The 13,111-nt window shown below is 33.2% G+C and carries 14 protein-coding genes and 1 pseudogene; 11 read left to right on the top strand and 4 right to left on the bottom strand.

What is annotated here, in order from left to right; genetic code table 11:
* Nucleotides 1-11: 11 nt before the first annotated feature.
* The 3 genes and pseudogenes from SB773_RS21495 to SB773_RS21485 all read right to left on the bottom strand — a co-directional run.
* Nucleotides 12-140 (bottom strand): annotated as a pseudogene (locus SB773_RS21495) (class I SAM-dependent methyltransferase); the annotation flags it as partial.
* Nucleotides 139-1,005 carry a GNAT family N-acetyltransferase gene (locus SB773_RS21490; protein ID WP_193663821.1) on the bottom strand — a complete coding sequence of 289 codons (867 nt, stop codon included), beginning with the start codon at nt 1,003-1,005 and terminating at the stop codon, nt 139-141. The gene SB773_RS21490 and the pseudogene SB773_RS21495, both read right to left, overlap by 2 nt.
* A 23-nt stretch (nt 1,006-1,028) precedes the next feature.
* Entirely contained in the window at nt 1,029-1,907 is an 879-nt protein-coding gene (locus tag SB773_RS21485) for a phosphotransferase (RefSeq protein WP_410591990.1), read from the bottom strand.
* 383 nt (nt 1,908-2,290) lie between these two features.
* Between SB773_RS21485 and SB773_RS21480 the strand changes: the two genes are divergently transcribed.
* Nucleotides 2,291-3,499: a macrolide family glycosyltransferase gene (locus SB773_RS21480; RefSeq protein WP_002141425.1), complete on the top strand. Its 1,209-nt coding sequence runs from the start codon at nt 2,291-2,293 to the stop codon at nt 3,497-3,499.
* 169 nt (nt 3,500-3,668) lie between these two features.
* Entirely contained in the window at nt 3,669-4,526 is an 858-nt protein-coding gene (locus tag SB773_RS21475; protein ID WP_060749812.1) for a YitT family protein, read from the top strand.
* 44 nt (nt 4,527-4,570) lie between these two features.
* Here the strand turns inward: SB773_RS21475 and pdxR are convergent, their stop codons facing one another.
* The gene (pdxR, locus tag SB773_RS21470; protein ID WP_410591987.1) at nt 4,571-5,971 is read right to left on the bottom strand and encodes a MocR-like pyridoxine biosynthesis transcription factor PdxR; all 1,401 of its coding nucleotides are present in this window, start codon (nt 5,969-5,971) and stop codon (nt 4,571-4,573) included.
* A 131-nt stretch (nt 5,972-6,102) separates the two neighbouring features.
* Here pdxR and SB773_RS21465 point away from each other — a divergent pair, with 131 nt between their 5' ends.
* The 9 genes from SB773_RS21465 to esaA all read left to right on the top strand — a co-directional run.
* Nucleotides 6,103-6,525 carry a GNAT family N-acetyltransferase gene (locus SB773_RS21465; protein WP_003188852.1) on the top strand — a complete coding sequence of 141 codons (423 nt, stop codon included), beginning with the start codon at nt 6,103-6,105 and terminating at the stop codon, nt 6,523-6,525.
* Between the two features lie 150 nt (nt 6,526-6,675).
* Complete coding sequence (locus SB773_RS21460) at nt 6,676-7,803, top strand: metallophosphoesterase (RefSeq protein ID WP_283749486.1); 1,128 nt, start codon at nt 6,676-6,678, stop codon at nt 7,801-7,803.
* A gap of 232 nt (nt 7,804-8,035) precedes the next feature.
* Nucleotides 8,036-8,602 carry a GNAT family N-acetyltransferase gene (locus tag SB773_RS21455; RefSeq protein WP_410591984.1) on the top strand — a complete coding sequence of 189 codons (567 nt, stop codon included), beginning with the start codon at nt 8,036-8,038 and terminating at the stop codon, nt 8,600-8,602.
* A gap of 6 nt (nt 8,603-8,608) precedes the next feature.
* On the top strand, nt 8,609-9,169 hold the full coding sequence (locus SB773_RS21450) for a 2'-5' RNA ligase family protein (protein WP_283749488.1): 561 nt from the start codon (nt 8,609-8,611) through the stop codon (nt 9,167-9,169).
* Nucleotides 9,166-9,651, top strand: a complete 486-nt coding sequence (locus tag SB773_RS21445) for a GNAT family N-acetyltransferase (protein WP_016094193.1) — start codon at nt 9,166-9,168, stop codon at nt 9,649-9,651. Before SB773_RS21450 ends, SB773_RS21445 begins: the two co-directional genes overlap by 4 nt.
* Nucleotides 9,652-9,663: 12 nt before the next feature.
* Nucleotides 9,664-10,053, top strand: a complete 390-nt coding sequence (locus SB773_RS21440; RefSeq protein WP_002065050.1) for a cupin domain-containing protein — start codon at nt 9,664-9,666, stop codon at nt 10,051-10,053.
* Nucleotides 10,034-10,462, top strand: a complete 429-nt coding sequence (locus SB773_RS21435) for a GNAT family N-acetyltransferase (RefSeq protein ID WP_002127034.1) — start codon at nt 10,034-10,036, stop codon at nt 10,460-10,462. Before SB773_RS21440 ends, SB773_RS21435 begins: the two co-directional genes overlap by 20 nt.
* Nucleotides 10,463-10,770: 308 nt before the next feature.
* Nucleotides 10,771-11,067 (top strand): WXG100 family type VII secretion target, encoded by a 297-nt coding sequence (locus SB773_RS21430; RefSeq protein WP_000918598.1) that lies wholly within the window; start codon nt 10,771-10,773, stop codon nt 11,065-11,067.
* 125 nt (nt 11,068-11,192) lie between these two features.
* Nucleotides 11,193-13,111: type VII secretion protein EsaA (gene esaA / locus SB773_RS21425; protein ID WP_410591980.1), on the top strand; the 1,919-nt coding region annotated here is incomplete at its 3' end.

The raw sequence follows: 13,111 nt of genomic DNA, 5'->3' as shown, positions 1-13,111 counted from the left end.
ATTCAGTTTTTTTATTTTTGACAAATGAAAAATGTTCTATTTATACCGTGTAGTTGTATATTGTTACATCCTACAGATTTTAAAGAGGTAATAATTTCGTCTCTAAAATAACATGATTCCTCGGTAGAAAAGTCACTCCTATTTCAACAATCTATAATAATCATACTTTGTCATAATTTCAAAACCACATTGTGTATATAGTTTTAAAGCATTGTTATTTTTCGTTTCGACGTCTAGTTCAATTGTTGAAACTCCTTCTGTAATAAGTGTATGTACCATATAACTAAGAATATCTTTACCATATCCTTTACCTTGATAAGAAGGATGAACTGCAAATCCTGATAGTGTAGTAGATTGCTCTTGCTCAGTAACTGTAATCGTTCCTATCACTTTTTCATCGATAAGAGCACTGTAAACTTGATGGGAAGATGAATTCATCATCTTTTGTAACCATGTGGATGTATTTGCTGCCGAATCTCCAAAAGCTTCACTAGCGATTTCTATAAGATCAGGAAGTAATTCAGAAGATGCAACGGTAAGATTAATATTATTTTTCATTGTTTTTTGTGCTTCGTTTGTTTTGAACTCCATACCGTATTCACTGTATAAATAAGGAAAGTTCATTTGTTTTGCAAATGATTTCCCTGAAATAGAGTCACCATTAATTATAAGAAGGGCTTCATCAGCCTCTCTTTTTTGTATTTCTTTCATTGCGGTTTGTAAAAGAGTAGTGCCTATATGTTGTTTCCTATAGTTCGGATGAACAAACCCTATTAACTCCAGTTTTGTTGGTCTCTCAAAGTCATACATACTTAATGCACCGATTAATTGAGTATCATCATAAAATAGAAAATCATTTACCACTTCTATATTACGGGCAGTTAAAAAGTTTATATGTAAATCTGACGAGTAATCAATTTGATCGTGTTGTCCGCAAATATGAGATAAATCTTTCATTTGCTGAATTTCGTTTGCTGTTAAAGATTTCTTTTGTTCAATATTCATTTCATAATCCCTCTCATTCGTATTTAAAAATAGGATGGATGACGCAACCACTTGTCTAACTCCACACTGCCCTGAACAGATAATAACCGGTACAAATATCGATAGGGATGTCTACATTCTTCAAGACGAGGAATGGGCATAATGGTTTCGTAACCTTGTTTAAAAGCATGAGCCTCTTTTTCTGTAAGTACATATTCTAATCCAATAAAATCAAACTCTCGTGGAGCAATTGCATAAGCTTCTGTATCTACTAAACCAGTAATAGATTGATCATCTGATAAAAACTGGGTAGGATCCATATCAATTAAAACGAGTGTAGGTTCCTTCGGTGACGGCAAGGAAGAGAGCTGTGACTCAAAAGTATGAAATGCGTTTTGGATGCTCGCGTTATCGGAATAGAACCTATTTACAAGATCTTTACTGACTTTTAATATGTGAGACTTAAATTCTTCTAGTGGAATGTGGAAAGTATTTGATGGGTTTCCTATAAACTCTGCTTGAAACGAATGAATTTCTGCTAGTCCTTTTCCAAGGCTGAATAAAATAGAATCAGGTTGTCCGAAAAATGATTGCAGCGTATTTCCGGTTAGTTTTTCGACGATTACATACTCTCGCTCATTTAAAACATGTTTTTGCAAAATAGTCGGGATGGGCAAGGGAGTATGCTTTTTCAATAATGCGTGTATTGTTTCTAAATGATGTACATGCCTTGGATCAATTCCAAAAAGGTTTTTACATCCCCACCAAAAATCATTGTTGGGCTCTTCAGTCATTTTTGAGGAACGAACAATAACTTCTTCAGTTTCTGTTTTAACAAGAAACACGTCGCTTGCATGGTCTTCATAGCCCGGATGTAGTGCTTGAACAGATATAATAGGTGAAATGAATAGTTGTTGTAGCATGAAAGGACTCCTTATTCTGTAAATTCTATAAATTCATTATATAACAGAATATGTACCAAGTGGATAATGATGGGGACAACATAGAACTTAAATAAATTTATGGTGAGAAATCAGTGTGAAAATTATATTTTTCTAGTTTTGTATGAATTATCAAAATAATGTTTCTGATGATAAATCTGTAAAAATGCCTGAATGTAAATCCCGTATTTTTCAATAAATGAAAGGTTAAGCCTACTTTTATAAGAGTTATAATGTAGGTTATGAAAAATATTTCTCAATAATAAAATGAAGAGAAAAATATGAAGAAGTAGAATAGATTACTTAATAGTTTTAAATTAATTAATATGATTAACTATTAATTATATTAGATAGGAGAGAATATTATGGCAAATGTACTCGTAATAAATTTCCCTGGAGAAGGTCATATAAATCCGACTTTAGCTATTGTAAGTGAGTTAATTCGGCGAGGGGAAACAGTTGTTTCGTATTGTATTGAAGATTATAGAAAGAAGATTGAAGCAACAGGTGCAGAATTCCGAGTGTTTGAGAATTTCCTCTCTCAAATTAATATTATGGAACGAGTAAATGAAGGTGGGAGTCCTTTGACGATGCTATCTCATATGATTGAAGCATCAGAGCGTATTGTTACTCAAATTGTAGAAGAAACAAAAGGGGAAAAGTACGATTACTTGATATACGATAATCATTTTCCAGTAGGACGTATTATAGCGAATGTTTTAAAATTACCTAGCGTTTCTTCTTGTACAACGTTTGCTTTTAATCAGTACATTACTTTTAATGATGAACAAGAATCGAGACAAGTAGATGAAACTAATCCATTATATCAATCTTGTTTAGCGGGAATGGAAAAATGGAATAGGCAGTATGGAATGAAATGTATTAATATGTATGATATTATGAATCATCCTGGTGATATTACTATTGTATATACTTCAAAGGAATATCAGCCGCGTTCAGATGTATTCGATGAATCGTATAAGTTTGTCGGTCCATCAATTGCTACTCGAAAAGAAGTAGATAGCTTTCCTATGGAAGATTTAAAAGATAAACAATTGATTTTCATTTCTATGGGAACAGTTTTTAATGAACAACCTGAGTTATATGAAAAATGTTTTGAAGCGTTTAAAGATGTAGAAGCGACAGTCGTATTAGTTGTTGGTAAGAAGATAAATATAAGTCAATTTGAAAACATTCCGAATAACTTTAAGTTGTATAATTATGTGCCGCAATTAGAAGTATTACAGTACGCTGATGTATTCGTGACACACGGTGGTATGAATAGTTCGAGTGAAGCACTATATTACGGTGTCCCGTTAGTTGTAATTCCGGTAACAGGAGATCAGCCTTTAGTTGCGAAACGAGTGAGTGAAGTAGGAGCTGGAATAAGGCTTAATCGTAAAGAATTAACTTCTGAATTGTTACGTGAGACTGTAAAGAAAGTAATGTATGATGTAACGTTTAAGGAAAATAGTCGTAAAGTTGGAGAGTCACTTCGAAATGCTGGTGGGTATAATAGAGCAGTTGATGAAATATTTAAAATGAAAGTGAATTCATACTTAAAACTTAAATAAATGTTTGGAGCACACTTACTGAAATACGTAAGTGTGTTTTTATAAATAAATTACATAAAAAATCACTATAAAGGTGAAACTTTTGTGTATATAAACTGATATCTTTGAATTAGTAGTAAAATTACGTTAAAATAATACTAAGAAAATATATAAGTTTTGGGGGTAATGAATGAAAAAATTATTCGAATACGTATTATTAACAATTGGATCCATTATTGTAGCGGGCTCACTAGAACTTATTTTAGCGCCTAATGGCCTAGTAGACGGTGGGGTAACTGCGATTGCTATTATGGCAAATAAAGTTGCAGGATTACCGCTTTACGGAGTGTTTTTAGGACTTAATATTCCTATTTTGTTATTTACTGCAAAAGTAATGGGTAAGAAGTTCTTTATCCGTACGTCTTATGCAAATGTTGTTACAACACTTGGATTGATTTATTTAAAGCCATTTCCAGCAATTACAACTTCGGAATTATTAATTGTACTTTACGGAGGGGTTCTATTTGGAGTTGGTGTTGGGATCGTTGTAAAAATGGGCGGGGCAATTGATGGCTCAGAAATGTTAGCTGTTTGGATGAACAAACACTTTAAAGTACCAATTAGTACATTTTTACTTGCTGTAAATGCGGTTATTTTTGTATTTGTTGCCATTTTATTTTCAATCGAACAAGCGATGTTTTCATTAGCAATTTTCTATATTGTTACGAAAATGATTGATTTCATATTAGATGGTATTAATCAAGGAAAGAGCGTTATGATTATTTCTGGGAAAAATAAAGAAATAGGCGATTTGCTTATGAAAGAATTGCAATTATCCGTTACGTATCTACATGGAGAAGGTGGTTTTTTAGGAGAGCACAAGAAAATCATTTATTGTATTACAAACCGTTTCATTTATCCAAAAATGAAAGATCTCGTTCTCTCTGTAGATCCAACCGCTATAATTGAAGCTTCCTATTCAACAGAAACAACTGGTGTTAAGCGTCCAGGAAGGACTGCTCGATCAGGAGACGTATCAGAAAAATAGTGTGTAAAATAACTCCACATAAGTATAACTTATGTGGAGTTATTTTACTTAGGGAACCAGGCTTCCTTTAGTAATTTGACTACAATTTCGATACTATCTTCGGGAATGCTGCCGAAACCGAGTAGTACATATGACGCCTCTCTTAAATTATGTACAGAATCATATGTAGAGAGTGGGTATAATTTGATTTGTTGTTTTGCAGCAGTATGAATAAGTTCTTGTTCGTTCATACCACTATGAACATGAAGTACGATATGCAGTCCAGACTGTTCGCCAAGTATTTGAACACGAGATCCCATTTCATTTTTGATAGATTTAACTAGTAATGTGTGCTTTCTTTTATATAACGTACGACTACGGTTCAAATGGCGCTCCCAATCACCATTGTGAATAAAGGTTGCAAAAGCGAGTTGCTGTATTGTGGAAACAGTTTGTTTAAACTTACCTTCAAGCTCTGTATAGATTTTTAATAGATGAGTTGGTAAAACGATATACCCCATTCGCAAAGAAGGTAAGAAGGATTTCGAGAAAGTTCCCATATAAATAACGCGTTCATTTGAATCTAGTCCTTGTAAAGAGGGAATAGGTTTTCCTACATAACGAAATTCTCCGTCATAATCATCTTCAATAATATATCCTCCGCAATCATTGGCCCATCTTAATAATTCGAGCCTTCTAGATAATGGCATAATCATTCCAAGAGGAAATTGGTGTGATGGAGTGACGTATGCTACATTGGAACGTGATTCACGTAAAGCTGAAATACGAATCCCTTTATCGTCTAATGAAATAGGGTGAACAGGAAGACCAGAACTTTGAATCATGGCAGTTATACGGTGAAATCCAGGGTTTTCGATTCCGTATTCTTTTTTTGAACCAAGCAGTTGAAGTAGTAGCCAAAGAAGAGGCTGCGTACCGGCTCCGATAATAATTTGATCAGGCGAAGAATGTACCCCGCGGGCATGGTATAAATATTTTGAAATATGCTCTCGTAGAACGAACTCACCTTGAGGATCTTCTCTAGCAAATAATTCATTTTCATATTGGAATAAAGTTTCTTGTAAAGCTCTTTTCCAGTTTGTAATTGGAAAAGCTTTTTGATCAATCAGTCCTTGGCTACAATCATAGTCATATTGTTCTTTTTTTATATTGTTAGCGCTGTTTGACACAACTTGTTGTTTATTTTGAATGACATCAATATCAACTTCTGCAACAAAAATCCCACGTTTCGGTTTACTTTCTACATAACCTTCAGCTAGTAATTGTTGATAAGCAGATTCAACAGTAATACGGCTAACATTAAGTTGTATCGCTAAATTTCTGTGAGAAGGAAGGCGTGTATCGGCAGGCAGTGATCCCTGAGAGATTTCTCGTTTCATATATTCGTAAATTTGTAAATAAATTGGTGTTTTACTTTCTAATTGCAATGGGATAGTAAGATCCATTTTATGAATTCTCCTTTAAAAACTGGCCATATAAAAAATAATCGAACTGTCACTTAAGTGAGGGGCAGTTACTTTTTATAATAATGATATAACATTTAGAAAATTTTATAAATAGTAAGGAGAGAATCATAATGAATATTAGAGAAGTAGTAACAGAAGCTGATTTACATGATGTATTCCCCGTATTACAGCAATTACGAACGAAACTTTCAAGAGAAGAAGCAAGTTCTTTATTTCAAAAAATGAAAGAAGAAAATTATAAACTACTTTCGTTACAGAATGAAGATGACGAGGTTGTTTGTCTTGCTGGTGTAGCAATTTGTACGAACTTTTATAATGAGAAACATGTTTTCGTATATGACCTTGTAACTGCGGAAGCTCACAGATCGAAAGGATATGGTAAAGTTCTTCTGTCATATGTAGAAAAATGGGGGAGAGAAAAAGGGTGCAGTTCTATCGTTCTTACATCAGCGTTTCCAAGAGTTGATGCCCATCGTTTTTATGAAAGAGAAGGCTATGATAAGGTAAGTTATTCTTTTTATAAAGAATTATAATATTAAGTAGGTTCTATGTGAGGTAACATATAGAACCTACTTTTATTTAGAAGTTTAAGATGAAGAGGGTTAATTGCTTATTTTGTCGAATAGTTTCTTTATAATTGAGACGATAATATTGAATTTAAAGAAGGTTAGGGGAGTTCATACTTGGAAAAAATTCAGAAACTATTAATCCCAAAAGGTGTAAGAGTTATCGTAATATCTGATATTCATGGCGAATTAAATCTTTTAAAGGAATTATTACATAAAGTTAATTTTAAAGATGAAGATTATTTACTTATTAATGGTGATCTTTGTGAGAAAGGAAGAAATAGCATTGGCGTCGTAAACTATGTGATGGATCTAGTAGTTAGCAAGCCAAATGTTTATGTAATTGAAGGGAATTGTGAAGCTGTAGTTGAAGCGCTTGTAAATGAAAATCCTGCGCTAATAAATTATTTATGTACGAGAAAGAATACAATTTTTAATGAATGGTTAGCGAAATTGAACGTTACCGTTAATGAAGAAAGTGATATTTGTGAAGTGAAAAAAATATTGATGAGCCATTTTTCAAAAGAAATAAAGTGGCTAACAGAATTGCCAACTGCTATTGAAACTGATGATTATATCTTTGTACATGCTGGCCTTGAAGATAGAGAGAATTGGAGACAAACAGACAGGAAAAATGCAATTGCAATGCCAGAGTTTTTTAATAAATCACATAGAGCGGATAAGTACGTAATTGTTGGACATTGGCCTGTTGTGAACTATTCCGAAGAGGCGCCGTCTAACAATCCAGTTATTGATAAGGAGAAAAAAATTATTGCGATTGATGGTGGTAATGCGATTAAAGAAGCAGGGCAATTAAACGCATTTATTATTCAGAGGACAACTTCAGGTGATACGTTTTCTTATACATATGTAGATCATTTTCCACAGTATGAGGTATTGGCCGATTTTAATGCGAATTCAGTAATGCAGGGCGGGGTTACATATCCACATTATTACATAGAACCTGTGGAGAGAATGAAAGGTTTTACCGTATGTAAACAACTAGGAACAAATGAATTACTTCATGTGAAAAATGAGTATATAAAGCAACTTGAATCAGGTGAGTATACAGTGAAAACGGATATTTCTTGTGCGCAAATCAGTATTAGAAAAGGGGATACAGTTTCTTTAATTGATGGTAGCTGCATGGGATATGATTTAATTAAAAAAGATGGTGTAGAAGGCTGGATAGAGAAAGGAATTCTACTTGAGGTAGAAAAGAAGGGAAATGCAATATTTAGCTAAAATGGGAGGGATATAACCTCCTATTTTTTTATTAACTATGCTACGAGTTCGTACTTCATCTAATTTTTTCCGAAATTCCATTTCTAGATTAAACTTGAAAAAATTGGTTAATTTACATAAATAATTCGTATCTTATAACAAAATTATACAATATAGAGTAGAGTTTTGTTTTGATTTTTCTGAAAAAACATTATAATTGTATATGAAATAAAGAGGAATGTAGGAGGAAATTATGCAAAACGTTATATTAAAGGGGAACAAAGTTACAATTCGTACAATAGAAGAATCAGATATCAAAACATTATGGAGCTTCATATATAAAGAAGAAAATCCAGAGTGGAAAAAATGGGATGCACCATACTTTCCAATAACAATGCAAGAATACACGCCATATAAAGAAAAATCACAAAAACGTTTAATAGAAGAGCCGCTATCGAATTTAATTGTCGAAAATGACGGTCAAATTATAGGGACAGTCGGATTTTATTGGGAACATAAACCGACGCGTTGGTTAGAAATGGGAATCGTAATTTATGACCCAGCATACTGGAATGGTGGCTACGGTACAGAAGCATTAACATTATATAGGGACTTACTATTTGAAAATATGGAGATTGGTAGAGTTGGGCTCACAACTTGGTCTGGCAATGAAAGAATGATGAAAGTAGCGGAGAAAATAGGAATGAGCTTAGAAGGTAGAATGCGAAAATGCCGATATTATAACGGGACATACTATGATTCTATTCGAATGGGAATGATTCGTGAAGAATGGGAAGTGCTATGTGTAACGAAGGGGTGAGGAAGCATGTACGCTATCATTGCTACATTTGATTGTGTGTCTACTAATAAAGTTAGAGAATTGCAAAATGAATTAACGAATATAATTGAAACAAATGAACTAGCCGGAGTAGAACCACATATAACATTGGCTGATTATAAGGAGTTAGATATTAATTTATATACGAAGAGATTAGAGGAGTTTGTAGCTTTTCAAGAGAACATCTCCACTGTAACTTTTCCTTCTGTTGGAACTTTTCCTACTAACGGAACGATCTTTCTAGCACCAACCATTACCGATGAGTTATTAAGACTTCATCATTCTTATCATGATTATTTCAAAGTTTTTCATGATAATCTACAGTCATATTACGTACCAGGAAAATGGGTGCCGCATTGCACGATTGCAAATGGGTTAAATTTAAATCAATTTTTAAGTGTAATGGAATATATATATGAAAAGTTTGATGTTACACTAGCTTCGATTGAGAAGTTAAAATTAATTAAGGTAAATTATGAAAATGATTTTGTCATTTCTTCTAGTATATTAACAGAATATAATTTAAAGAGAATGGAGACATCGAGATGACATATGTAATTAGAGAGATGAAGCAAGAAGATATTCATGCTGTACAAAACGTAGCGAAAATAGCTTGGCATGATACTTACGAAGGAATTATTCCGGGAGAGATTCAAGACAACTTTTTAAATGAAGCGTATTCCGATGAAAAAATGAAATATCGCCTTGAAAATACACATTTATTTGTTGCGGAAGAAGAGGGAGAAGTAATTGGCTTTGCAAATTTTTCGCCAATTAGACTGCAAAACGAAGCAGAATTAGGTGCAATTTATTTGTTGCCAGATCAGCAAGGGAAAGGGATAGGGACAGCTTTGTTACAAAAAGGGATCAAGACGTTAAAAGGGATTCGAAAAATGTACATTCATGTAGAAGCGGAAAATGAAAAAGGAAAACGATTTTATGAAGCAAAAGGTTTTGCGGCTTTAGAGCAATTTGAAGAAGATTTCGAAGGACATATGCTGCAAACAGTGAGAATGGTTTTATACATATAAGGAGGATCAGAAATGAAAATTTTTGATTTCAGTGAAAAAGTGGGAGAGCATATATCAGCATTTCAATCTAACTTTATAATGTCAAAAATATTAAAACATCAAGGGAATATACATATCGGTTCTATGCATCTACAACCGAATGGAGTTATTGGATATCATGAAGCAGTTGTATCTCAACTGCTTCTAATTGTACAAGGAGAAGGATTTGTTTGCGGATCAGATAAAGAAAAAGTGAAGATAGGAGCTGGACAAGCTGCGTTTTGGGCGAAGGGCGAGTTACATGAAACGAGTACGGAAAAAGGATTGATGGCAATTGTAATTGAGTCAGACGGTCTTGAAAATGGTATTTCAATGATGATTAGAGGGCAGGAGGGAGAAAGGAATGATTACAAAAGCGGATGAGGAAGAAACGAAACAAATATTACATTATGCAGCTCAATCACTTTTCGAAGGAACGAGAGGAAATTGTCAACTAAGTACGGAAAAAGCGATTGAAATTACAAAACCTTTAGTAGAAAAAGGGGCATATTATATAGTTACAAAGGAAGAAAATAAAGTAGTGGGATGGATACTAATAGGAGAAAATGTGGACTATTTCTCTCGTGAAAAACTCGGTTTTATTTATGAATTGTATGTTTTTTCAGAGTATCGCGGGAGAGGATTATCACGAAAACTAATGAAAGCTGGGATCAAGGAACTACAAGAAAAGTATTCAGAAATTCGCTTGAATGTATTTACAGGGAACTTTGCAAAAGAAATGTACGAAGATTTTGGCTTCGTTGAAAGACAAGTAATCATGACGTTGAAGTGAGAAAACGATTTTAAGTGGGCGAAGAAACAAGAAAAAGAAAATGAGTATGTAATTTGTAAAGGTTATATTCTGAATTTTTGGTAAAAAAAGTTTTCTTTTTATTATTAAATAGAGGTAGAAACGCTTAGCAGTCCTTTTAAAAAAACAATAAATTTATATTATATAATATAATGTTATTATGTTAAAAGAGAAATTTTGGAAAAATATCATTTTTTTGTTTAGAAATTTTTAAATTATTGATATAATCAATTTGTAGAATTGATTTTGGGTTAATTTTACTATTTTAAAATTTTAAGGGGGATTTAATAATGGCAGGACAAATTCGTATGTCACCAGAGGAGCTTAAATCAAAAGCGACTCGATATGGACAAGGTGCAAATCAAATTGAGGACATTTTACGTCAGTTACAAAACTTACAAAATGAATTAAGAGGAGAATGGGAAGGTCGTGCTTTCGAAGGTTTTGATCAACAGTTCAATCAATTAAAACCAAAAGTACAAAACTTCGCAGAGCTATTACAAGAAATTAATATGCAGCTTAATAAAACTGCAGAGGCTGTTGCTAGACACGACGAAGATCTTTCTCGTAATTTCGGTCTACAATAAAAACGGGCAAAAGAAATATATAATTTAGCCATGCAACTTTTGTTGTATGGCTAAATTGCTTTAAAACTAGAGTAAGATAATGAGTCCTTAACTTAATAGACTCGCAGCCGCAGGAGTGATAAGTAGTGAAAAAGTTTAAGTGGAGCATCTTGTTGTTTATTATTTTAGCTCTTGTGCTATCAACAGGAGTCTCCTATTTAGCATTAAATCAAAATGTTAAGAAAGCTAATGAGAATAGCACGCCAAAAATGACAGTTGCATTAGTAAATGAAGATCAAGGAACTGTATTTGAAGGGAATAAAATAGCGTTTGGAGATCAATTTGTTAAAAATGTAAATAAAAATACGAAACAAGAATGGTACGTAGTTAGTCGCGGAGTAGCAGAAAATGGTTTGAAAAATAATAATTACAATATGATGATTGTAATACCTAATGATTTTTCTAGGAAGGCCGTTGCGATTGATTCAGAACTGCCGGAGAAATTAACGTTAAACTACAAAGTAAACGCGACTGGGAATAAAGATTTGAAAGCTGAAGCTGAAAATACAGCTTCTATGATTTTGGAGGACTTTAATAAACAAATAATTGATGTTTATTTTGCAAGTATTATCGGAAAATTGCAAGGCGCACAAGATAATATAGGTAAAATAATTGAAAAAGGAAACACTCAAACAAATATATACAAAAAAGATGTACATAGTCCGTTGGCAAATTATACAAATCAATTTAAAACGGTACAAGACTATACAGGAATTTCTGTTAATAGTTTTAAAGGATTTCAGGATGTCTTAAAAGGGTTTGGTCAAACATTAGATGAAGGAAATAAATCTAATAATACTTATTTGGAAGGTTTTAATAACTTTCAAAAAATGCAATCTGATAATAATTTGTTAGCTAATAATTTTTCGAGTCAATTTAATCAATCTATGAGTGAGATGGGTGCAGGTGATGCTTTAAAGCAGTTAAGCTCACTGGAATCGGCAAATAAAATTATTGCAAATCAATTTATGCTTTCAGAGAAAGAACCAAATATTTTAGCTGATGCTTCAGCAATTCAAAAATATTTAACAGATGTAAAAAAACAAGTATCAGAATATGATACAGAACTTGCAGGGAAGTTAGAGAGTGACATTCAAGCAACGATAAATAAACGATTACAGAAGTCTCTTTCAAATGATGGACAACAAGAAGTATTTATAAATACGTTAATGAAACAACCAGATGTTCGAATAAAGCAACAAATCGAGAATTTAATTACAAAATTACCTAGTTTAAATATGGAAGAAATAGTTCAAAGTGACTTGCCAGATGAAACGAAATTACAACTGAAAAATGTAATTCAATTTACAAATAAATATAATAAAGAAAATAACTTTAATTATGATCCTGTAAATAAAATCTCTTTAGGAAATTCAATTAAAGAAGTAAAGAATAGTCTTTCTAAGGATGGAATTACATTTAGTGATACAGCGAAAGTAATCAAGATGGAATCACCTCAAACTATGAACATAAGTATTCCAAGTGGCTTTGAACTATACGGAAGTACAGGATCTTTGTATATTGATGATGTGGATCATACAAGTGAATTTCTTCAAAACGGAGCAGTTACAATACCTGCCCGTAATGAAGGGGATTTAAAAATTAACCTTCATGTGAAGTTAATAGATCCAAGCATCAATATAGATGTTTTCTCTCCAGTAACATGGGAATGGAGATTAAATGGAAATTACGAAAAAGAAACTAGTTTTGGAAAAGAAGAGCCTAAAAAAGAGGATGAAGGAACACAATCCAAAAATAGCAAGGTGGAAAATGTAGTTAATAAAACGCAGTATGGAATAATGCCGCTAGTACACACTGCTAAAAAACCTATCATTCAAAAAACGGAACAGGATAACAATGGTAACGGAGGGACCCCTGAAGGCGGAACGGGGACAGATCCAGGAGGAAACCCTGAAGGCGGAACGGGGACAGATCCAGGAGGAAACCCAGGAGGCGGAACGGGAACAGATCCAGGAGGAAACCCAGGAGGCGGAACGGGAACAGA

Source organism: Bacillus sp. SIMBA_074 (assembly GCF_046534555.1).
Classification (GTDB): Bacteria; Bacillota; Bacilli; order Bacillales; family Bacillaceae_G; genus Bacillus_A; species Bacillus_A mycoides.
This window is presented reverse-complemented; position numbering and strand designations above follow the sequence as displayed.

Excerpts from the sequence above, each read along its gene's own strand:
- SB773_RS21480 (WP_002141425.1), top strand. The coding sequence starts at position 2,291 with ATGGCAAATGTACTCGTAATAAATTTCCCTGGAGAAGGTCATATAAAT.
- SB773_RS21430 (WP_000918598.1), top strand. The coding sequence starts at position 10,771 with ATGGCAGGACAAATTCGTATGTCACCAGAGGAGCTTAAATCAAAAGCG.
- SB773_RS21435 (WP_002127034.1), top strand. The coding sequence starts at position 10,034 with ATGATTACAAAAGCGGATGAGGAAGAAACGAAACAAATATTACATTAT.
- SB773_RS21445 (WP_016094193.1), top strand. The coding sequence starts at position 9,166 with ATGACATATGTAATTAGAGAGATGAAGCAAGAAGATATTCATGCTGTA.
- SB773_RS21440 (WP_002065050.1), top strand. The coding sequence starts at position 9,664 with ATGAAAATTTTTGATTTCAGTGAAAAAGTGGGAGAGCATATATCAGCA.
- SB773_RS21465 (WP_003188852.1), top strand. The coding sequence starts at position 6,103 with ATGAATATTAGAGAAGTAGTAACAGAAGCTGATTTACATGATGTATTC.
- pdxR (WP_410591987.1), bottom strand. The coding sequence starts at position 5,971 with ATGGATCTTACTATCCCATTGCAATTAGAAAGTAAAACACCAATTTAT.
- SB773_RS21455 (WP_410591984.1), top strand. The coding sequence starts at position 8,036 with ATGCAAAACGTTATATTAAAGGGGAACAAAGTTACAATTCGTACAATA.
- SB773_RS21475 (WP_060749812.1), top strand. The coding sequence starts at position 3,669 with ATGAAAAAATTATTCGAATACGTATTATTAACAATTGGATCCATTATT.
- SB773_RS21490 (WP_193663821.1), bottom strand. The coding sequence starts at position 1,005 with ATGAATATTGAACAAAAGAAATCTTTAACAGCAAACGAAATTCAGCAA.
- SB773_RS21485 (WP_410591990.1), bottom strand. The coding sequence starts at position 1,907 with ATGCTACAACAACTATTCATTTCACCTATTATATCTGTTCAAGCACTA.
- SB773_RS21450 (WP_283749488.1), top strand. The coding sequence starts at position 8,609 with ATGTACGCTATCATTGCTACATTTGATTGTGTGTCTACTAATAAAGTT.